Below are 21,481 nucleotides of genomic sequence, written 5' to 3' on the forward strand. Positions count from 1 at the left end.
CTTTCGTGCGCATATGGCTGCGCTAACACAGCAAGCCGTTGAGGTAGCGATGAGCCAAAGGATCGCGGCTGCGTTCAAACAGGGCATGTGCAGGGCCGCTTTCCAATACGCAGCCGCAGCCATCCCGCACCCAGCACACCGCCACATGGTCGGCTAGGCGCCTTGCCTGGGCCAGGTTGTGGGTCACCATCAACAACGTGTAACGCCCCTTGAGGCTGTCGATCAGTGCTTCAACCGTGGCACTGGCAATCGGATCCAGGGCGCTGCAGGGCTCGTCCAGCAACAGCGCACTCGGCTGCAAGGCCAGGGCGCGGGCGAAGCACAGGCGTTGCTGCTGACCACCAGACAGCCCCAGCGCCGGTTTATCCAGCCTATCGCGCACTTCAATCCATAACCCCGTGGCCTGCAGGGCTTGCTCCAGACGCTCTTCCAGTTCGGCCTTGTTGCGCACCCCATGCTCGCGCAAGGCAAAGCGAATGTTTTCGGCAATGCTCAAGGGAAAGGGGTTGGGTTGCTGGAACACCATGCCGATCTGGCGGCGCAAAGCCTGTACATCTTCGGCTCCGCTCAAGACATCCCGGCCGTCGATCAGCACACGTCCGCTGACCCGTGCACCTGGCACCAGATCACTCATGCGATTGACCGCTGAAAGCAGGCTGCTCTTGCCGCAGCCACTGGGGCCGACCAGGGCCATCAGCTCCCCAGGGGCGACTGCCAATGAAGCGCCTTGCAGCGCGACCTGACCGGCGTAATGCACGCTGAGGTTTTCAATCTGAATGGAGGGTGGCACTTGCATGACTTATCTCGCAAAGGCTGCCGGCCGACGCCCCAGGCGCCATGCCAGCAATTGAATAATCAGGGCCAGGCCCAGCAGCACCATAGCCGTAGCCGCCGAAGCCGGGCTGCCGCCCGATACATTCATGGCCAGGTCGTAGATATGCACGGCCAGGGTGCGCCCCGAGTCGAATACACTCTCAGGCCAGCGCATCACATAACCGGCGGTAAACAGCAGCACGGCCGTTTCCGCCAGGGCACGCCCCGCACTCAGCACCAGAGCAGCCGCAATACCCGGTGCGGCAAAGGGCAACAGGATGCGCCTTAGGTAACCAGCGCGGGAAATCGCCAAGCCGACAGCAGCTTGGCGATAGCTGTGCGGACAGTCGCGCAGGGCCTGCTCGCAGCCCCGAATAAACAGTGGCAAAACCATACAGGCCAGAGTGCAACCACCAGCTAGGAGGGAGTAGCCCCAGCCTAGTTCGACCACGAACACACAGTGCCCGAACAAGCCGAACACAACCGAAGGTACGGTGCCCAGGCCATCGAGGGCCCACTGCAGCGCCAGATTGGCACGGCTGTCAGGGCGCAGCTGCTCCACCAGAAACAGTGCGGTACCCAGGCCCAAAGGCACGGCAATGGCTAAACAGATCAGCAGGACCCAGAGCGTGGATAGAATGATCGGGCCAATCCCCCCGCTCCGTCCGGCCTGCTCGGGCGCAGTGCTGAAAAAGCTCCAATCCAGATGACTGAAGCCCTCGGCGAACAAGGTCAGCAGCAGGCTCAGCGGTGCCATAGCCAGCAGCAGGGCCAGACTCGCCAGGGCATAACCGCGCCAACGTTCCTGCAGGTTCATGAGCGACTTCCATATAGGCGTGCCAGGCCCATCAGCAGCAGGGCCAGGACCAACAGCACCCAGCCACTGACGTACAACGCCTGCAGGTGAAGACCTGTGGCATAACTCATCTCCAGGGCGATGTTGGCTGTCAGGGTACGCACCGGGTCGAAGATCGAACCTGGCCACCGCACCACATTGCCGGCCACCATCAGCACCGCCATGGTTTCACCCAGGGCGCGCCCCAGTTGCAGCAGGATGGATGGCCACAGCCGTGGCCAGGCCGCGGGCAGCAGTACCCGGCGAATCGCTGCCCAGTGCGACACACCCAGACACAGAGCCGCCGGCAGATGACGGCGTGCGCTTTCACGCAGGATCACATCGGCCTGCACCATCAGCAGCGGCAGAATCATCAAACCAAGAACGAGACCTGCCGTGAGCAGGCTGGCGCCCGGTGGAAACCAGTTGTTAAGCAGTGGCACCAGTACCACCAAGCCCCAGAGTCCATAGACCACGGATGGGATACTGGCCATAAGACCGAGCAGCGCCGAGTAGGCGCTGGCCAGTGGCCTTGGTGCGTAGAAGATCAGCCAGATGCTGACCAACAGGCCAGCCGGCACTGCCAACAGCAGGGCCAGCATGCTGCTCAGCAGGCTGGCTGCGAGCATGGCCTGCAAGCCGAATAACCCTTTGCTCGGCTGCCAGCTATTGCCAAGCAGATTGCCGGGCTCCTGTAACAGCGGCCAACTGGCCTGAGTCAGAAACACCAGAATCAGCAACAGGATCATGGCCGAAGCCAGGGCACACAGCAGGCTGAGCGAGCGCAGCAGACGGTCGGCGCTATCGCGCCGGAACAAATGCATGCTGTTGAACAAGATCGGCCACCTCGCTGGATTGGGCAAAGTTCAACAGTGCCTGGGTGCTGGCATCCGGCGCGCCGCGCACCACCAAGTTAAGGGTGCGGCTCAATGGGTACTGCCCATCACGCACGGCCTGACTCAATGCTGCTTGTCCGTCCAGGGCCAGCAGCTTAATGGGTACACCCTGCTGCGCTTCGTACTCGGCGCTGCCGATCGACACATAACCAATGGCCAACGGATTGCCCGCCACAGACTTGATGCCTTGCTGGTTGTCACCTATCACCAAGTCCGGCCGCACATCGCCGTTGTCGAGGTGGAAGTGCTGCAGAAACAGCTCCAGGGTCGAACGCCCTTCTGCCTTGTGCACCTTGATCACTGAACCTGCCGGGCCACCCAGAGCACTCCAATCACTGGCCTTGCCGGTGTAGATAGCGACCACCTGCTCGCCCGTGATCTGGGTCAGGGGGTTGCTGGCGTGCACGATCAGGGCAATACCATCGTCGGCGAGGGGATAGGCCTGCAGGTCTTTTTCCGTATCTGTCAGAGCACGGGAGGCCATACCGATGGAGGCCAGGCCACTACGCACATCCTGAATGCCACGTGAGGTTCCGCCCGATTGCACGTCCACGTGGATATCAGGGTTCAACGCCTCAAAACGCTTACCGATGTCCGCCATCAATGGGGCGATGGTGCTTGAGCCCGAGACACTGATGATCTGCTTCTGCTCTGGTGAACAGGCACTGAGCAGCAGGACAGAGCAGGCAACGGCACACAACTTCTGAGTCAGCATCCCGTTCTCCTCAGCAGCAGCTGGCCGCAGTCCCAGGCGCAGCGCCCTGATCGAATGGCAGACCACCACCACAGCCCTCGAACAAACCGAAGTGCCGGCTGAAGTCGCCGATAAACTCGAAATGCGCAGCAAAGCGGCTGTCCTTGAGCATGCGCCAGGTATTGCCGCACACAGGGAACACCCGGCCCGTTTCGATACGGTGGTGTTTATCCAGCACAAATGCCGTGGGCGCACCGGCAATGCTGCCGCGATAGATCACGGCCTGGCCGTAGTCCTCGCAAGCCGGCTCCAGACCATCGAGCTTGAACAGCCGGTAGGTGGCGGAGAAGAAACGGGCATCGCCTAGTTTTTCCGCCAGCACCGGATCACTGATGCTGATGGGCTGATCCTCCACCAGGCGTGGGTCGGCAAAGCCATGCCGGCGGGCCAGGTTCTCGAAGTCATTCCAATACAGGGCACCGCCCAGGCACTCCCCGTACAACACCTCATCCTGGCGCAACTCGTCAGCCAGACGGCGATCCGCATAGACATCGGAGAAGTACAACTCGCCGCCCGGCTTGAGCAGGCGATAAGCCTCGCGCAACACGCTGTCCTTGTCGGGTGACAGATTGATCACGCAGTTGGACACGATCACATCGAAGCTGGCGTCGGCTAGGTCCAGTGCCATCAGGTCCTCGATATAGCCGTGGCGAAATTCCACATTGGCGTAGCCGAACTGCGCGGCATGGTAATCCAGATGGGCATTGGCCACCGCCAGCTGCTCGGCGGTCATGTCCACGCCGAGCACGGAGCCCTCGGCTCCGACCAGTTGCGCTAGGACATAACAATCGCGGCCCGAGCCACTGCCCAGATCAAGCACCCGGCATCCCTCCAGCAGGGCCGGGGCGACCAGGCCGCAGCCGTAATAACGGGCGCTGACTTCGTGATGAACCTTGGCCAACAACGGCTTGAGCCAGTTCGGCATGCTGCTGGGATCACAGCAGGCACTGGTTTTCAGGTCGCCACTGTTCTGCAGGACCTTGCCGTAATAGTTTTGTACCGACTCGTGCATGGAAAACCTCTTTTCGGGATGTCGATTGGCGAACAATGCGCGCCAACAAACAGGATCGAATACTGTTAACTACTAGATAAAAACAAAGGCTCTTTGTTACAGCGCTATAAGCGCTAACAAAGAGCCAAGAAAAAGATAAAAAAAGGGGGCCATGGCCGACACAGCCCCCAAGACGGGGAGGAAAGGAGCAACCCCTATTTTTCACTCCACGACGAGTGAAAGCTTAAAGCAGGCTAAGCGGGTACTCGACGATCAAACGAACATCGTCGGCGTCCCCGTCGATCTGGTTGGAAGAGCCGCGGTGCACGGCATGGCGAACGCGCAGGGACAAATCTTTGGCCGGGCCGCTCTGCACGATGTACTTGGCTTCCAGGTTACGTTCCCAATGTTTCTCGTTACGGGCATCGGCATCGAAGAAGCCACCACGGTCGTCCGCATCGGTGCTGTCGATATCGCTGCCGCGCACATAGCGCGCCATCAGGGTCAGGCCCGGCACGCCATAGCTGGCCATGTCCAGGTCATAACGCAGTTGCCAGGAACGCTCGCCCGGAGCGTTGAAGTCGGAATACTGCACCGAGTTGGCCAGGTAAATGCCATCGAAACCGATGTAATCGAAGCCGGCGTCATCGTCGATCTGCTGATAGGCCAGGGTCACTGCATGAGCACCCCAGGCGTACTTGCTGGCCAGCGACCAGTCGGTGTTGCCGATCTCACCTGCCAGCGCGCGGCCACGGTCGTTGGTGCGATAGACATTCAGATCAAAGCCCAGCGAGCGCTCGCTACCCAGGTCAAGGGTATAGGCCAGCCCTGCGTAATAGCGCCGCCAGGTGTCTTCGACCTGGGAACCGTACAGGCTGAGGGAAAGACTTTCCGCTGGTGCATAGGTCAGGCCCGCCCAACTGATCGAATCACCCACGTCGCCGGCATACTGAATAAGCAACTCATCATCCGAATTGCTGCTGTTGAACGCATTCATTGCCGTAATGTGGCCAGCGTCCAGGCTCACGCCCTCGATTTCCTCGCTGCTTAAGAAAAAGCCCGTGGCGGTTTCCGGCAACAGACGAGCATCGCCCGTCCCGACAACAGGGTTGGCGAATTGCTGCTCACCGTATTTGAGCACGGTGTTCGACACTCGCAGCTTGACCACCCCGCCCGCCTCGCTCCACTCCCGCTCGGGCTCGCCATCGCTGCCGATGGGGGCTAGCAAGGTCCCGGTGCGGCCACCGCCGCCATCGAGACGGATACCGAGAAAGCCATAGGCATCCACACCGAAGCCAACCGTACCCTGGGTAAAACCGGACTCAAAGAATCCCATGATCCCGTAGGCAGCCTCCTCGCGGTAACCGCTCTCCTGGCCGGATTTGTTCGCATTGGTGCCGGCACCATTGAAGCCGCCGTTGCGGAAATCACGGTTGAAATAAAAGGCGCGATTGAGCAGGTTGAAACTGCTGTCCTGGATAAAACCCTGCGCCTCCGATTGCTGGCTGGCCAGGGCCGTATGGCTGAAGGCTGCTGCCACAGCCAGGCCGCACAAACTGAGTGTAAAGCGGTGCATTGGATACCCCTCTTGCGTAGGCGATGCGCCACCTGTGGGTAGCGCTTGTTGTTGTGCCAATGCCAGCCACATCTTGCTGACCTACTTCGAGTCGGTATCCAGTGCTTTGTTACAACTCAGTATTTTTTGCCCAGCACCCATTTGTCTTCATCGCGATAGGCAATCAGTAACAGGCTGGCAGCGAAGATGATCAACGAGGGATAGAACAGCGCGTTGCTGCCCTCGAATACCCAGCTCCAGGGGTCGATAACCGACTGCATCACCGCCAGCAGCGACGCACCGTTGAGCAGAACCTCCAGCGGATATGCCCAGCGCCGGGCAAAGCCTACAACCACCGCCAGGCCGACCAGCATCTGCAGCACACCCGCTATACGCATCACGCCCTCGGCCGCGAGAAAGCCGAAGTAGAACTTGTTGGCCACCGCCATACCGTGCTCGACATTGAACACCTTGTCCGCGCCCCAGATCACCAGTAGCCAACCAAGCGAAATGCGCAGCAACAGCAGGGTCCAGTTTTTCATGCAATGTCTCCTTTAAGGGCCGACCTTCAAGCCGGCATAGGGTTAGGCCAACCCACAGGGTTGAGCAGTGATGGGGATTACGGCGCGCCGTGGTGGCGGGCGATAAAGCGACGATCGAGACGGTCTTTCCAGCGCCCCAGCAAGGCACCCTCTGCCGTCATGCCAGACCAACTGAGCAGGGCACCACCTTGGCCATCGGCCAATAGCGCCAGGGCGCGACGTTGTGGTTGAAAGCGCGTCAGTGGCTGGCCGGACAGTGCAGCGCCCAGGTTGGCCGCCAATACAGGGCCCTGGCGTACGGCATAGACACCGCTACGGGGAGTTGCTGTCAGACTGGCACAGTCACCGGCGGCAAATACATGGGGGTGTGAAAGACTCTGCAATGTCTGACCAACGCGCACGAACCCGCGCTCGTCGCAGTCCAGGCCAGACAGGGCAAGCCAGGGTAAAGCGCTGGCGCCAGTGGCCAGAATCACCCGGGTACCGCACCAGACAAGCCGATCACCGGAAACCAAGGCATCGCCATGAATTGAGTCGACGGCCACGCCCTCCTCGACCCTGACTCCGGCATCCGCCAAATGGCGCAAGGCACGCTGACGCAATGCACGGGGATGGCCGGCCAATACCCTGGCGCTACTCAACAAGGTCAGCTGTGGCACCTGGGACGCCACAGCCAACGCCAGCTCTACGCCCGCAGCGCCGCCGCCCAGAATGGCCAATGCCTGGGGAGCCTGTTGCCAGCGTTGCCAGCCCTGCAGAAAGCTGTCGAATGGCTTGACCGGCAGGATATCCAGCAGGCTCTCCCCCACTTGCGGTGCCTTGGGTATGGAGCCGAGATTGAGTGACAGCCAGGTAGCCGAATACTGCTTGCCATCAGCCAGTTCGACGCACCTGGCGGACGAATCCAACCTTTCGACCTGTTCCTGTAGCAACTCGACACCAGCTGTGGCGCAGAGAGCCTGCAATGGGATACGGCACTGCTCGGCGCGGTAACGGCCGGCCAGCAGCCCTGGCAACATGCCCGAGTACCAGGCATATGGCCCCGGACTGATCAGGCCGATGCGCCCTTTGGGTCGTTGGCCACTCATCCACAAGCGCAGCACGCCTAGATGGGCATGGCCTGCCCCCGCAAGCAACAGGTCGAATTGACCGTTCAAAGCGCTTTCTCGCTCACCTTGAGTTCAGCTTGAACGTCGGCTTTGCTCGCGCCAAGGTGCCAGTGATGGAAGCGTGCCACCCAGTTCAATACGCCCTGGGGGGCATGGGCACGTTTCCATTCGCCAGCCACACACTTGTTGGCTTCGGCCATAGTCGGGTAGATATGAATGGTGCCGAGGACCTTGTTCAGGCCGTAGCCCTGCTTCATCGCCGCCACGTACTCGGCAATCAGCTCACCGGCATGTTCGCCGACAATGGTCACACCCAGAATGCGGTCCTTGCCCGGTTCGGTCAGTACCTTGATATAGCCATGGGCGGCTTCGTCAGCGATGGCGCGGTCCAGATCGTCGATGCCGAAGCGGCTGACCTCATAACCGATGCCCTGCTCTTTTGCATCCTGCTCGTTGAGCCCGACGCGGGCCACTTCCGGGTCGGTAAAGGTAGCCCAGGGGATCACCCGGTAATCCACCTTGAAGCGCTTGAAGGTACCGAACAAACCATTGACGGCGGCAAACCAGGCCTGATGGGCCGAGGTGTGGGTGAACTGATAAGGGCCGGTGACATCGCCAACGGCGAAGATATTGGGGAATCGCGTGGCCAGGTATTCATCAACTTCCAGGGTGCCATTGGGGCGTACGGCCAGCTGTAACTCTTCGGCCCCGAAACCCTTGACGTTGGCCACCCGGCCTAGAGCCAGCAGCACCTGATCGAAGGTGATGCGCACTTCGCTGTCGTCGGCCAGGTTGAGACAGACCAGCTGCCGCTGGCCCTCGACCACTTCAAAGCGCACCGCTTTGTGCCGCAGGCGCAGATCCACGCCATCCTGACGCAGGTTGGCCATCACCGCCTCGCTGGCCTCCGGGTCTTCACGCACCAGCAGGCGCTCGGTCATTTCCACCTGAGTCACCGCGCTGCCCAAGCGCAGGAAGGCCTGAGCCAGCTCGCAACCAATCGGTCCACCGCCCAGTACCAGCAGGCGCTTGGGTTGCTCACGCAGATTCCAGACGTTATCCGAGGTCAGCGGCTCCACCTGTTCGATGCCAGGAATCTTCGGCACCAGCGGCCGCGCGCCAGTGGCGATCACGATGGAACGGGGCGTTAGCGTCTGGCCATTGACCTCCACCGTCCACGGTGAGGTGATCTTTGCTTCGCCCTCGATCACTTCCACACCCAGGCCGGTATAGCGCTCGACCGAATCATGGGGTTCGACATCGGCCACCACTCGCTGCACGCGCTGCATCACCGCAGCGAAGTCCACCTCGGCCTTGATCGGTTTGAAGCCGAGCTTTTCCGCCTTCTTCATTTCATTGGCCAGCTTGGCCGAGCGCAGCAGGGCCTTGGACGGCACACAACCGGTATTCAGGCAGTCGCCGCCCATCTTGTGTTTCTCGATCAGCGTGACCTTGGCCTTCACCGCGGCGGCGATATAGGCCGACACCAGGCCGCCGGAGCCGGCACCGATCACCACCAGGTTGCGGTCGAATACCTTGGGCTTGACCCAGCCGGCATACACCTTGCGTGCCTTGACCAGCTCCAGCAGTTTGCGCGAGACAATCGGCAGCAGCCCGAGCAGGACAAAAGCCCCCAGCAAGCCCGGAGAAAGGATGCCGCCCAGCGAATCCAGCTGGCCCAGCTCACGCCCGGCATTCACGAACACCAGGGTGCCAGGCAACATGCCCAGCTGGCTGACCCACCAGTAGGTGCGTGCCGGCAGCTTGGTCAGGCCCATGGCCAGGTTGATCAGAAAGAACGGAAAGACCGGCACCAGGCGCAGGGCAAACAGGTAGGAGGCCCCCTCCCGCTCGATACCCTGGTCGATAGCGGCCAGACGTTGGCTGAATTTGGCTTGCACCCAATCGCGCAACAGGAAGCGGCTGATCAGCATGGCCAGGGTCGCGCCCAGGGTAGAGGCGAAAGACACCAGCACAGTGCCGCCCAGCAGACCAAACAAGGCCCCGGCCACCAGAGTCATCAGGGCGGCCCCTGGTAACGACAAGGCCGTTACCGCCACGTACAAGAAGAAAAACACTCCACCCACCAGCAGCGGATTGGCCGAGACCTGGGCACTCAATGCCGCTTGCTGCGCCTTGAGGTTCGCCAGATTCAGGTACTGGCCCAGGTCGAACAGAAAGAAACCCGCTATCGCGAGCAGAACAATGGCCAACAGGGCCGCTTTACGCTTGTCCATGACAAACCTCTCCTTAGTGGTTATCCAGTGCGCCAGCGCAACTGGAGCCCTGCCCGGCCGTACAGGCATAGCAATGGTCGCGGGTGACGATGGGGTTGCCTGCCAGGCTCGATGAGCCGAGCAGATCGCGTAGATGAGGGCGGTCGCGTCCGATCACCTCAGGCATGGCCAGAGGTAGCTCAAGCATCTGATTGAAGTCGCAGTCATACAGGTAGCCCTGCCAGTCGACACTGACCAGGTGCTTGCACATCACCGCATCGAGGTTTTCCGGGCGGTAGCTTTCGCGCAGCAACTGCATATAGCTGTTGAAGGTGCCCTTGCTCACCAGGGTGCTGCCGAAGCGGGCAATAGGCTGGTTGGTGATGCACAACAGGTGATTGAACTGGATGCCGAAATCCACTGCCAGGTAGGCCTTGTAGTCGGCTTCGAGCTGCGCCTGCGCGGGCGGCAGGCTCGCGCCCTGCGGGTTGTACACCAGATTGAGCAGCAGGCCGCTGTCCTCGCGACCATAGCCCAAGCGGTTAAGTTGCAGCAGGCCCTCGATACTGGCGTCGAATACACCATCGCCGCGCTGCTTGTCGACGTTGTCACGCGAGTAACAGGGCAAGGAAGCGCTGACTTCCACGCCCTGTTCGGCAAGAAACTCGGCCAGATCTTCATAGCCCGGCTCACTGAGAATGGTCAGGTTGCAGCGGTCGATCACCCGCAACCCTTCGCGGCGGGCGTGACGGACAATTTCGCGAAAGCGCGGATGCATCTCGGGTGCGCCGCCGGTCAAATCCAGGGTCTGTACCGCATGGGCATCGATCACCTGATGCAGCAACGCCAGATTCTCATCGGTCATGGCTTCGGTACGGGTTGGCCCGGCATTGACATGACAGTGAAGGCAGCGCTGGTTGCAACGGTAGGTCAGGTTGACCTGCAGCGCCTGCAACGGAGCGCGGGTAATGGCCGGAAAACTCAGCGCGTTGAGCAGGGGTAAGGTGGCATGCATGGCGATTCAAGCTCCTGGGACACTGCTCTTTTGAGACGCGAGCGACTCATTCGTTACGCCAAGGGTCGTGCTGAGGCTTGCTGAAAGAGTGCTGGCAACCGCTTCGTCATCTCGGCAAAGCCCTCAAGAATGATGTCCGGCTGCCTTTCCCAGGGATCGAACAGACTGGCCGGATCGCGCCTGAGCCAGGCGCTGCGCAAACCGGCATGGGCGGCACCGAGCACATCGAACGGATTACTCGATACCAGGCACAGCTGGGCAGCGGATACGCCACAACTGCGCAGAAGGTGCTGATAAACCGCAGGGTCTGGCTTGAATGAGCGCACATCTTCGACGCTCACCACTGAGCTGAAGTAATGCGCAATACCCGCTCGCTCCAACAGGCGCTGCACGGCCGTGCGACTGCCATTGGAGAAGGCATGCAACTGCAAACCCTGTCCGTGCAGTGCCGCCAACCCGGCGGGTACATCGGCAAAGGCATCAAGGTCGGCATAGGCCTGCATGGCGCTGGCAACCAGTTCGTCCGTGGCCTCTACTCCCTGCTCGCGGCAGCTAAAGACCAAGGCCTGGCGTGTACAGACGGAAAAATCACAGTAATCGCCCATCAAGCCGCGGCGAAAACTGTACTCAAGCTGCTTTTGTCGCCAGGCCTTGGAAATTGCCGGAGCCTTGTCACCCACCAACTCGGTCAGTCGCGTCAGCACGGCCTGGGTATCGATCAGGGTTCCGTAGATGTCGAAGGCAACAGCGCTGTTCATGGCAGGCTCCGGGTTATGCCAAGCGATGGCATTAGTTTATGGACTGAAAAGTCCAGAATTAGGTAAAAAAATTTAGCGCAGGTTCGTCATGACCAGATCGATAACGCTAAGCAGTTCATTGCGGGCGATACCGGACTTGGCCTGGGTGCGCAAACCGCTCATGGCGCAGTGCATAAACAACGCCAGCGCCACAGGGGACTGGCTAGTCGATAACTCGCCACAGGCCTGGGCTTGGGTGAAGGCCTGCTCGAACACCTGGCGAAAGCGTCCTGTCGCCAGCTCGATCAACGGCTGTACGGCCGGGTCGCCGGTGGAAAACTCGTTAGCCACGTTAACCAGCATGCAGCCACGCGGGGGCTGCTGCTGAGCGTCTTCGAGCACCGCGAGCAGGCAACCGCGGATAAAGCCCAGAGGCGATTCGGCCCGTTGCAGCCGCTCACGCATCTGCTGGGAACGGCTGTCGAAATAGCGGGTGAAGGCGGCAACAAACAGGCTCTGTTTGTTGCCGAAGCTTTCATACAGACTGCTCTTGGACAGCCCGGTAGCCAAGAGCAGGTCCTGCAAGCTGGTGGCCTCATAGCCCTGGGTCCAGAAAAGCTGCATGGCATTTTCCAGTACCTGGTCAGGGTCGAATGTTCTTGGGCGTCCACGATTCATAGTTCGCATTATGGACCGATCATTATTTAATTCAACACTCACACCCTTCAAGCTGTAACAAAACCTCCCCTGTTGCATCCGAACTCAAGCTTCAGCCACTACAGATGCTGATTGGCTCGACGAGGAGGCAATGCAGATTGACATCCGAACCAATCAGTCCAGAATCAATCAGCCCCTGTTTTGCCTTGTTCTGCCGCCTGCTGAAGGTGACAGGAAAGGCAGCACAGATTTAAAGACCGAACAGTCCAGATAAAGAGGAACAATGTCATGCTCAGCGAATACCCCCTTACCCTGGCCGCCCTCAACCTCGACACCAGCACACCACGCGGTGCCGAGGTGCTGCAAAAGGCCAAGGCGCAGGTCGGCTTTATCCCCAATATGTACGCCAACATGGTCCATTCTCCGGGATTGCTGGAGACCTATCTGGATGGCTACGCGGCCTTTCGCGCGGAGTCCGGCTTTACTCCTGCCGAGCAGGAAGTGATCTTTCTGGTCATCAGTCGCGAGAACGGCTGCGAGTATTGCGTCTCGGCCCACAGCTTTCTGGCCGACATGAAATCAGGCCTTGCTGCTGATGTGACCAACGCTATCCGTGACTGTAATCCTATCGCCGACGCCAAGCTCGCCGCCCTCGCCGAGTTCACCCGCACCCTGTTTCATAGCCGTGGGCTGCCATCCAAGGCGGCGGTCGAAACCTTCCTCGCGGCCGGCTATAGCGAGCGCCAGATACTGGAGATTGTGCTGGCCCTGGCAGTAAAAACCCTCAGCAACTACGCCAACCACCTGTTCCACACACCGCTGGATGAAGTGTTCAGCGCACGTGCCTGGACGCAGAAATAAGCCCATCAGCGATGCAGCCTCCGAGCAACCTCGGGGGGCTGCCAACACCATCACAGCGGACGGAGTGGACAGCATCATGCTACTCGACTTGGCCAAACTTACACTTAACCTGACTCCCGACTCACTGGCGTTGCGCCTGGTCGATGCCCTGGCATCGCGGACACAGCGCCCGCCTCTGGATCAGGTACAGCGCGACGCCATCCATCAGGCGCAGTCCCTGCGCTATGGCACACAGGCCAGCCACACGGCCTGGTCCTGGGGGGAAGGGCCGCTGGTATTGCTGGTACATGGCTGGAATGGGCGAGCGGCGCAAATGGCGCCCCTGGCCAGGCATATAGCCGAGCAAGGTTATCGCGCCGTGGCCCTCGACATCACAGGTCACGGCGACTCCCCCGGCGCACGCACGCAATGGCAATTCTTCCGCAGCGACCTGCTGCAGTTGCTCAGGGCACTGGAGCAAGACATCCATACCCTGATCGGCCACTCAGCTGGTGCCCTGGCCATGATGGCTGCCCGCCATGCCGGCGAAGTAGAAGCCAGCCGCTATGCCTGTATCTGTGCGCCCTCTCACCCTTTTCCGCCCATCGAGGTGATCCGCCGCAAGTTGGCTCCTCGACCGGCAGTCATCCAACATTACCAGGCACTGATAGCCGAGCAGTTGGGCGCATCCTGGGACGATATGCAGGCCGGTGCGTTTTACCGCGGACTCAGCGAGAAGACCCTGCTGATCTACGACCAGGATGATCGCATCGTCAGTCACCAGGAAGGCGACAAGCTGAGCAGGCTTATGCCCACTGCACAGCTGCTCAAAACCCAGGGCTACGGTCACACCCGAATTATCAATGCTCCAGAGGTCAAGGCTGCGCTGACTGAATTTGTCAGCGCATAACGCCCGCGTAGCCAAAGCAGACTAGCGGCCCTATTCCTAACGCCCTATGTGCAGGATCTTCCATCATGCTGGCAAAACTCATTATCACCATCGGCACCCTGCTCTACGGCCTTGGCGTCCCCCTGCTGGAAATCAACCAGACCCATGTCTTCAACCCACAGTGGGAAGCCCACGCTCGGCTGCACGAAGTCTGGCAACTGGCGACCAACTCAGCCCTGGCTCTGCTGGCACTCTGGCTGACCTGGAGATGCCAACAGATCCGCCTGGCCAGCCTGCTGAGCATGTTGGTCACCGGTGGCTTTCTCTTTGCCTACTTTGCGCGTCACTTCTACAGCGGCTCGATGGTGTTGTCCGACGGTTCGGAAAAGCTCGTACTGGGCATCAACCTTGGCCTGTTCGCCTTTGGCATTGTGTTTGTACTGCTGGGACTGGTTTTCCTACGAACAAAACCTGCCGCAGATCATTAAGGGACCTAAAAAATTCACGCGCCATACAATCAATCCAAACGCTCAACCGCCAGCAACTGGATGAGCAACAGTTCGCCCGCCTGCAGCGCAAACTGGACAAGCCTCGCGCTGAATGCCCTAGTTGGCGTGCGAAACTCGCCGCGGCGGCCTGCATTGGCCTTCTGGCCGTGACCCCTTTTTCGTTCAGCACTATCAATCTGCGCCGCTTAGCCAGATCGGCGAACGAATCAGCGAAGAGGTGCTCACCAACCACACGCGTATTTATCTGTTGGACATCCAGACCGACTCCTTTACCCAGCTCAATGCAAAGCTCAATCGTCTCGATTTTGCATTGCAGGAGACTGCGCCCGAAGAAGTCCCCGTAACCCTTCAGGGCACCCGCTACTGCACCTTGCAGGGTGTGCTGGCCACCCAACTGATTTACCAAACGGCACAAGGCCAACGCCTGACCCAGTATCAGACGCTCTATGATCGCGAACGCTTTGGTCCCCTCCCCTCATCCAGAGACCAGGCCTGGCAGACCAGTAGCCAGGCCAGCGCCATCAGTATTCGGATCTGGCAACAGAATGGGGTTCTGATTGCTGAGGCCGCCCCGCAGAGCAAGGCCCTCACTTCAGGAGACTTCAAACACGGCATATCACTGGATATAGCGGCTTATCTGGCGGTGGCAGGCCTCTTCACCGCCCCTGCCCAACTCATTGATGGCCGTTACCGACAACCTTTGTCAGCAGCCGTTCAGGCCTCGCAGGCACTCGCCTACTCGCCAGCAAGGTAAAGCCCCATGGAACGTGATCTGATTTTCCTTCCCATCGCGGCTCAGGTCATGCTGACCTTGCTGCTGTTTATCCGCCTGGGCCAGGTCAAGGCCCGCGCCAGCAGCTTGAACCAAGTCGACGAAAGCCGGCGCGCCCTTCACAAGGATGCCTGGCCGGATTACGTGCTCAAGGTGACCAACAACATCGAGAACCAGTTCCAAACCCCGGTCCTGTTCTATGTACTGAGTCTAATGGCCTGGGCGCTGGACAGGGTCGACTGGTTGGTGCTGATAGTGGCCTGGGCATATATCGCCACACGCCTGGTGCATGCCGGCATCCATCTGGGCGCCAATGTAGTGCTCTGGCGGCGCAAGGTTTTCAGTATCGGAGTGCTGCTCCTGATACTGATGACCTTGCTGAATCTACGCACGCCTCTTGGTTTGTGAAGCTGTAACAAACGCCATAGCGGCTCATCTCAGTAGCACAGGGCGACTGTCTCGCTCTGCCAACTGAGGTTTAATCATGAACCGCGTCATCCTTTACACCAGCCAGCATTGCCCTTTCTGCAAACAAGCCGAACATCTGTTGAGCCTGCGCAATGCCGGCCCCCTGGCGAAAATCCGGGTGGATCTGGACCCCGCCCAGCTGCAACAGATGATTGAGCTGACTGGCCGGCGCACCGTACCGCAGATCTTTATCGGCGAACGCCATATCGGCGGTTATGACGACCTGGCCAAGCTCGACCGCAGTGGCGAACTCAGGACGCTGCTCGATAACCAGTAGCCGTCTGCTGATGGGAGGTGCCATGCACTGCCGATACTTTCTGACCTTATTGGGCCTGGTCTACCTGGGCACCACACTGCCCGTTCAGGCCCAGCCACCAGCCGGGCCTGAGCGCGTGCTCTCACCCAGCCATGCCATGTTTACCGAGCTGCTGCTCTCCGGCGGCCCCGGCAAGAACGGTATGCCAGCCATCGATTCGCCCAAATTCAGCGATGCCCGGGATGCAGACGACTATCTCAAAGCCCAGGACATCGTATTTGACGTCTATCACCAGGGCGAGGCCAAGGCTCATGGCCTGGCATGAGATCATCAACGACAGCCTCGGTGGCGAACCTGTCAGCATCACCTACTGCCCGCTGACGGCCACAGCCATCGGCTTCAACGCGGCAATACCACCCTTAGTGTCTCCGGCAAGCTGCTGAACAGCAATGTAGTGATGTACGACCGGGCCAGCGACAGTTACTGGTCGCAGATCGCCGCTGTGGCCTTTGAGGGGCCACTCAAGGGCCAGAGCCTGGATGAAATCCAGGTCACCTGGACCACCTGGGCTCGCTGGAAGGAGCGCTACCCACAAACCCAGGTACTGATTGAGCGAACCGGCTATATGCGCAACTACAACCGCGCCCCCTATGGCAGTTACAGCCCACTAGATGGCTACTATGTCGAGCCGCAGGTGATGTTTCCGGTTACCCATAGCCGCCCTGAGCTGCATGCAAAGCAGATGATCCGCGGTTTTCGCACCGCACAGCTGGCTGTCGCCATCAATCGGGAATATCTGGAGCAAATGAGTGCCGTGCATTACCAGCATGCCGACCGGCACTACCTGATCATTCAGGACAGCCGCCTCAATACAGCCTGGGTTTATGAGTCTGACAAGCGCATCACCCTCGACCCAGCCACTCTGAGCTTCACCCAGGATGGTCCACAAGCCCCAGAGCTGCAGGGGCTGGCCAAGATAAACATGATAGATGCCATTTGTGCTGCTTGATGCCCCCGTCGGCCTTTAAACGCTGGTTGATCGGCCTAGCCTTCGGGGCTTATGGGCTGCTGTACCTGTATATGCTCGGGGATATCGACATAGGCTCTGTTGGCTGGAGTTGGCACAGCCTGCTCTGGCAATTTGAGGCGCTGGCCATGCTGGAGATGGGTGTGCTGGTGATACTGCTTAGCCCAGTCAATCTGTTGGTTGCCACGACACTTTCAGCCCTGCTGGGCCTGAACCTGCATGGTGCCCTGGCTTTGCGTCAGAGCGCCCATTGCACGGCTATCTCCAGGCCCTCTCTGCTGGCCGGTGATGCGTGCTGCGCCCCCAGCCTGTTGTTCCTGTTAGGCATCCCCGAGCTGTGGGCATTTGTCTGCCTGTTTGCCCGGCTGGTACCGCTGGCGCTGACTCTGTTGCTGATTAGCCGCTGTTGGCAAAGGTACAACGGTGCGCCAGCAGTAAGATTGTCGAGCAATATGGCCGCACATAAAAAATGATACTGCCGCAGTGTGAAGTACAAAATCCTTTAGACAACCCATTTTTCACTAGGCATTTAACGGAGAACACCGGTTTCAATGATACTTACCTGACTTCGCGCCCAATTATCGAGTAAATTTTATGAACATATCTAGACGCTTTCTGGCCCTCGTTCCGCTCGTTCTTACGCCATTAGTGCTGCTAGGCATCAACAGCATGAGCTCAGACAAGGCGATTGTTCTGATCATTCCGTGGCTAACCTTTAGCATTTTTCACCTGATACTTTTTCTGTTTCTCAACAGGCATATACCATCCACTGGACGACTCATCCTGACTGGTCTTTTGATGGCATTATTTATTACATGCGTTATTACGCTTTACATCCTCTCACACGCATGGAGTGCAAGCGCATAGGCCAAAGATCCGCACTGGCTTATTATTGAAGCCTGACAATTAAAAAGCTTAGCTGAACCCTAGAAGTTCACTGCACCCTTCAGCATAAAGCCTGAATATTGGACGCAGGCAATCTGGATAAACCAACAGAGAATTCAAGTCGACAAGTTATAATCTCTCGCAACAATCTCCAGCGCCTGCTTGCCTAACAAAATATTGCATCCAGATCCTGATATCGCTTTCTTTGTGTCCTCGCTCAGAATTTCAACCTGCCCAGTCAAGTTATTCAAGCGCACACTTTCAGTTGAGAATAGCAACTGAACACGATCTAACTTTTTACGTAGATCTGCTGAAGCTCTTTCTACCTCAGATGTTGCAATCACCATTTCACTTTGGCCATCGACTGTTTTCTGCTTTGCCTGGCCCATCAATAATCGCATTTCGCTGATAAGCCCCATCAAATCCTCTTGACATTTTTCAAGAGATTTTAGGCGTACACCTATACTCTCAGAGTTATCTTTGGACATTGCTGCTAAATTTTTTACTTGATCTGCAACAACTGCAAATCCTCTCCCTTGCTCTCCAGCTCTTGCGGCTTCGATTGCCGCATTCAGCGCCAATAAATTAGTTTGACTGGCAATTACTGTTATGCCTTTTGAAAGGTTCGCTATACTTTTGAACTCTACAAGAAGAATCTTTTCAGCCATTGAGAGCTTATCAACCAAGTCAATAGACTTTGTCACATGTCCACCCAAGGTACGCACATTCTCGCAAATCGCCTCAAAAGCCTTATCAATATCATTTAAAAGCCCATCGCAAGCCTCGATGTCTTTACTGAGTTCCACGCTAGAGTTAGCCGCTTGCAGAGCATCCTTAAGAACCCCTTCTACAAAATCGAGTTTCTTAGCTGAGGCAGAGTTAACATTCATTGCATTGCTGGTAATCCTCTCAATGCATGAGTGCAACTCTTCAATTTCAGAAATCTTCCGCTCATCAATTTTACAGCTAGTAACATGTTGCTCCTCAGCCACGCGTTTCAATCTCAAGCCGCCACTTAAAATAAGCCGCAAAGAAAGCAATATGAAAACTATAGCAATATAGACTGCGCGCCCTGACTCATCACTCATGCCGAAAGGGTAAAAAACCAACAATACATACATTATCACGCAAGTTAGCGACACCGACAGCGCACCGCTCAACTTGGAGCGAGGCATTGAATTCAAAATATCAATCATGCACCCGTCACTCGCAATAAAAATCGTTCAACCCAGCCATTATGAGAATCAAAACATAAATAGAAGAAATTAAACCACCATTAACAATAAGCCGTTATTTAAACGACTTCGTTAATAGGGCTGCGTGAGACACTACCTGGCCAGAGTGATTCCCCCAATCAGATTTAATTCATCTACACATTGAGAGCTATCAAGTTTATTAAATGGCAACTGCAGAAAACGCTCGACACGGGCGCGAATGATTTGCACGGTCTGATCGAATACCGCGTTTATCTCCTCCTCGGTGCCCTGCTGCGCCGCCGGGTCGACAAGCCCCCAGTGCGCCTTAAACGCCTGATCGAAATAAGCCGGGCAAGGCTCGTTAGCTGCATTGTCGCAGAGGGTAATCACCACATCAGGTTGCAATTGTGCGTGCACCTCCTGGGACTTGCTGTACAGCCCCATCTGCTCGATGCCAGCCCGTGCCAGGGCCTTCAGGCTTTGTGGATGCACCCAGCCACAGGGTTTGCTACCCGCACTCACTGCACGCATGTTGACAGGGGCCAGGTGATTGAACACGGCTTCAGCCAGGATGCTGCGACAGCTGTTGGCGGTACAAAGAAACAGGATATTCATGCTGGTACTTACCTTGGTTGAAGCTTATCGGCTTATCCCTGGGCCTGACGCAGCTGCTCGACCCAGGCGTTGATTGAAATGTCGAGATGCCCGGTGATCTCCAGTGAACGGTCTTCCAGCACATCCTGGTCGGGATGCAGCGCACGCCAGTGCTCGACAACCTGATCACGATGATCAAGCAATGCCTCGATATGCGGGCGGAACAACTTGAGCATGGCGCTTAGCCACAGATTGGTCGGCCAGGAGGGATGGGCGTGGTCGATCAGAAAGCCCGGAAGCATCTCTTTCACCGCTGTCGCCGGGTACCAGGTTTCCGCGGTGACCCAACGATTGCAGGCAAACAGGCCAATCGGCTGGCCCCAGGCATCCATGGAAATGGCCACCAGATGGGCAATGGCTTCATCGCCCGTAGGCCAGGGCTCGCCTTTGCATAGGTCGGAACGTGGCTGCAGGCGTGCAGCAATGCCTGCACCGCGGATAAAGGTATGGAAGTGTCCATGCTCCAAGCCCCCTTCACGGTGAGCGTGGTAGTAGTACTGGCTGTGGCTGTCGCGGTCGAATACATCGCCATCGGGGTAGTGGTTCATTTCATAGAACCCCTCATGGCCCTTGAGCAGTTCGCCGACCACATTCAGCCCGGCCTTGGCCAGCGCACGCTGGCAACGCTCAACCTCGGCAGCGGCCTCCAGCAGAACGCTCCGCTCGTGCGGCGAAAGCGCGGTTGCATCAGGCACGGCCAACAGCATGCCCGGGGCGGCATTGGGTAGATTGGAAAGCGGTAAATTCATGCAACCCTCCAAACGCGCCGGAGCCGATCAAACCGGCCCCGGCTCGCCCTGGTTCAAGATTTGACGGCGCAGGGATTTTTAACCGCGCAAGGGTTCTTGGCGGCACAAGGGTTTTTCGCAGCACAAGGATTCTTGACCGCGCATGGGTTCTTCGCGGCGCAAGGGTTGGCCGCACAGGGATTGGCTGCGCAGGGATTGGGCTTGAAGCTGGTCTGCAATGTCGCGGTGTAGGCTGTCAGCGCAGCCAGTTCCTTCGATTCCCAGCCCAATGCCTTGGCCGCCATAGGCGCGACCATGCAGATCTGCACCATCTCATCGAGAAAGACCTGGCTCATGCCGAACTGGTCCTTGGCCATGGCCACCTGATGGGGGAACGCCTTCGCAAAGCTGGCCTGAAACAGGTTGCCACCCTGGTGGCAGGTCTCGCAGGACAGGCCGTTGCTGCTCAGCTTTGGGTCCTTGTACAGCTTCTCGCCATAGGCCACCAGCTCAGCCTGAGGGCCCTGATATGGCTTGTAGTTCGCTGGGCGCTTGACCGACTTGACTGCGCAAGGATTGAGCTTGGCGGCGCAGGGGTTCTTGGCCGCGCAGGGATTTTTAACCGCACAGGGATTGGGCGCACATCTGGCGGCACAAGGATTCTTCGCTGCACAGGGATTTTTTGCGGCGCAAGGGTTCTTTGCCGCACAGGGATTCAGCGTGGCTGGCGCGCATTTGGCCGCGCAAGGGCCGCAAGGGCTGGCGGCAAAAGCGGGGCCGGCCAGGGCCAGGGCCAGCACACTGGCAGACACCATCGCGGCAATGGGACGCTGACAAGAAAACTGCGGATGATCGGGACAAGTCGAGTGCATGGGGTCTTTCCTCATAGGGCTACACGTATTGTCATTGGTGCCACCACTGAAGACACCTGCGCTGGCAGGTCTGCATGCATTGTCAGCGCTTGATCGCGTTCTCTCCCTGGGCACGCTGTGGGCTTTGGATGATTCGCTACTACTCTGATGAAGCATCTTTGTTTTTGTTACAGACCACGTCCTTCTCAATCCCGAGCTGTAACAAAAGCCGCGTTGTTTGCTCCAAGACCAATGCTCACACTCACACCCATGAACCATCTGAGGT

22 protein-coding genes and 2 pseudogenes are annotated in these 21,481 nt (G+C 58.3%); 8 read left to right on the forward strand and 16 right to left on the reverse strand.

The window, feature by feature from the left end:
• Positions 1-22: 22 nt before the first annotated feature.
• From WMW70_RS08645 to WMW70_RS08700, 12 genes are all read right to left on the reverse strand, one after another.
• Positions 23-796, reverse strand: a complete 774-nt coding sequence (locus WMW70_RS08645; RefSeq protein ID WP_341437108.1) for a phosphate ABC transporter ATP-binding protein — start codon at positions 794-796, stop codon at positions 23-25.
• Between the two features lie 3 nt (positions 797-799).
• Complete coding sequence (gene pstA / locus WMW70_RS08650) at positions 800-1,630, reverse strand: phosphate ABC transporter permease PstA (protein WP_341437109.1); 831 nt, start codon at positions 1,628-1,630, stop codon at positions 800-802.
• The gene (gene pstC / locus WMW70_RS08655) at positions 1,627-2,472 is read right to left on the reverse strand and encodes a phosphate ABC transporter permease subunit PstC (protein WP_341437110.1); all 846 of its coding nucleotides are present in this window, start codon (positions 2,470-2,472) and stop codon (positions 1,627-1,629) included. The genes pstA and pstC overlap by 4 nt, the downstream gene beginning before the upstream one ends.
• The gene (locus WMW70_RS08660; protein ID WP_341437111.1) at positions 2,450-3,259 is read right to left on the reverse strand and encodes a phosphate ABC transporter substrate-binding protein; all 810 of its coding nucleotides are present in this window, start codon (positions 3,257-3,259) and stop codon (positions 2,450-2,452) included. The genes pstC and WMW70_RS08660 overlap by 23 nt, the downstream gene beginning before the upstream one ends.
• 10 nt (positions 3,260-3,269) lie before the next feature.
• Positions 3,270-4,310 (reverse strand): methyltransferase domain-containing protein, encoded by a 1,041-nt coding sequence (locus WMW70_RS08665; protein WP_341437112.1) that lies wholly within the window; start codon positions 4,308-4,310, stop codon positions 3,270-3,272.
• A 223-nt stretch (positions 4,311-4,533) separates the two neighbouring features.
• The gene (locus tag WMW70_RS08670) at positions 4,534-5,865 is read right to left on the reverse strand and encodes an OprD family porin (protein WP_341437113.1); all 1,332 of its coding nucleotides are present in this window, start codon (positions 5,863-5,865) and stop codon (positions 4,534-4,536) included.
• A gap of 116 nt (positions 5,866-5,981) precedes the next feature.
• Positions 5,982-6,386, reverse strand: a complete 405-nt coding sequence (locus WMW70_RS08675; RefSeq protein WP_341437114.1) for a DoxX family protein — start codon at positions 6,384-6,386, stop codon at positions 5,982-5,984.
• Positions 6,387-6,463: 77 nt separating this feature from the next.
• Positions 6,464-7,543 (reverse strand): FAD-dependent oxidoreductase, encoded by a 1,080-nt coding sequence (locus WMW70_RS08680; protein WP_341437115.1) that lies wholly within the window; start codon positions 7,541-7,543, stop codon positions 6,464-6,466.
• Entirely contained in the window at positions 7,540-9,732 is a 2,193-nt protein-coding gene (locus WMW70_RS08685; protein ID WP_341437116.1) for an FAD-dependent oxidoreductase, read from the reverse strand. The genes WMW70_RS08680 and WMW70_RS08685 overlap by 4 nt, the downstream gene beginning before the upstream one ends.
• Before the next feature lie 13 nt (positions 9,733-9,745).
• Complete coding sequence (gene arsS, locus WMW70_RS08690) at positions 9,746-10,726, reverse strand: arsenosugar biosynthesis radical SAM (seleno)protein ArsS (protein WP_341437117.1); 981 nt, start codon at positions 10,724-10,726, stop codon at positions 9,746-9,748.
• Between the two features lie 53 nt (positions 10,727-10,779).
• A complete protein-coding gene (locus tag WMW70_RS08695; protein ID WP_341437118.1) occupies positions 10,780-11,484 on the reverse strand; it encodes a haloacid dehalogenase type II in 705 nt (234 codons plus the stop codon).
• Between the two features lie 72 nt (positions 11,485-11,556).
• Positions 11,557-12,087: a TetR/AcrR family transcriptional regulator gene (locus tag WMW70_RS08700; RefSeq protein WP_341437119.1), complete on the reverse strand. Its 531-nt coding sequence runs from the start codon at positions 12,085-12,087 to the stop codon at positions 11,557-11,559.
• A gap of 321 nt (positions 12,088-12,408) precedes the next feature.
• On the opposite strand from WMW70_RS08700, the gene WMW70_RS08705 reads away from it, so the two are divergent.
• The 8 genes and pseudogenes from WMW70_RS08705 (at position 12,409) to WMW70_RS08740 (ending at position 17,354) form a co-directional block, all read left to right on the forward strand.
• A complete protein-coding gene (locus tag WMW70_RS08705) occupies positions 12,409-12,981 on the forward strand; it encodes a carboxymuconolactone decarboxylase family protein (protein WP_341437120.1) in 573 nt (190 codons plus the stop codon).
• A 76-nt stretch (positions 12,982-13,057) separates the two neighbouring features.
• The gene (locus tag WMW70_RS08710; RefSeq protein WP_341437121.1) at positions 13,058-13,870 is read left to right on the forward strand and encodes an alpha/beta hydrolase; all 813 of its coding nucleotides are present in this window, start codon (positions 13,058-13,060) and stop codon (positions 13,868-13,870) included.
• A gap of 65 nt (positions 13,871-13,935) precedes the next feature.
• On the forward strand, positions 13,936-14,337 hold the full coding sequence (locus tag WMW70_RS08715) for a hypothetical protein (RefSeq protein WP_341437122.1): 402 nt from the start codon (positions 13,936-13,938) through the stop codon (positions 14,335-14,337).
• A 121-nt stretch (positions 14,338-14,458) separates the two neighbouring features.
• Entirely contained in the window at positions 14,459-15,112 is a 654-nt protein-coding gene (locus WMW70_RS08720) for a hypothetical protein (protein ID WP_341437123.1), read from the forward strand.
• A gap of 6 nt (positions 15,113-15,118) precedes the next feature.
• Positions 15,119-15,538 (forward strand): MAPEG family protein, encoded by a 420-nt coding sequence (locus tag WMW70_RS08725; protein WP_341437124.1) that lies wholly within the window; start codon positions 15,119-15,121, stop codon positions 15,536-15,538.
• Positions 15,539-15,614: 76 nt separating this feature from the next.
• Complete coding sequence (grxC, locus tag WMW70_RS08730) at positions 15,615-15,875, forward strand: glutaredoxin 3 (protein WP_341437125.1); 261 nt, start codon at positions 15,615-15,617, stop codon at positions 15,873-15,875.
• A gap of 181 nt (positions 15,876-16,056) precedes the next feature.
• Positions 16,057-16,863 (forward strand): annotated as a pseudogene (locus WMW70_RS08735) (DUF3179 domain-containing protein).
• Positions 16,863-17,354 (forward strand): hypothetical protein, encoded by a 492-nt coding sequence (locus tag WMW70_RS08740; RefSeq protein WP_341437126.1) that lies wholly within the window; start codon positions 16,863-16,865, stop codon positions 17,352-17,354. The pseudogene WMW70_RS08735 and the gene WMW70_RS08740 overlap by 1 nt, the downstream one beginning before the upstream one ends.
• 528 nt (positions 17,355-17,882) lie before the next feature.
• Here the strand turns inward: WMW70_RS08740 and WMW70_RS22070 are convergent.
• The 4 genes and pseudogenes from WMW70_RS22070 to WMW70_RS08760 all read right to left on the reverse strand — a co-directional run.
• Positions 17,883-18,377: pseudogene (locus WMW70_RS22070) on the reverse strand (methyl-accepting chemotaxis protein); the annotation flags it as partial.
• A 717-nt stretch (positions 18,378-19,094) separates the two neighbouring features.
• Complete coding sequence (locus WMW70_RS08750) at positions 19,095-19,577, reverse strand: arsenate reductase ArsC (RefSeq protein ID WP_341437128.1); 483 nt, start codon at positions 19,575-19,577, stop codon at positions 19,095-19,097.
• Between the two features lie 32 nt (positions 19,578-19,609).
• Positions 19,610-20,365, reverse strand: coding sequence for a DUF6969 family protein (locus WMW70_RS08755; protein ID WP_341437129.1), 756 nt, complete (start codon positions 20,363-20,365; stop codon positions 19,610-19,612).
• Positions 20,366-20,418: 53 nt separating this feature from the next.
• Positions 20,419-21,372, reverse strand: coding sequence for a hypothetical protein (locus tag WMW70_RS08760; protein WP_341437130.1), 954 nt, complete (start codon positions 21,370-21,372; stop codon positions 20,419-20,421).
• Positions 21,373-21,481: the final 109 nt, after the last annotated feature.

Origin of the sequence: Pseudomonas sp. XK-1 (genome assembly GCF_038069885.1) — a bacterium.
In the GTDB taxonomy this organism is placed as follows: domain Bacteria; phylum Pseudomonadota; class Gammaproteobacteria; order Pseudomonadales; family Pseudomonadaceae; genus Aquipseudomonas.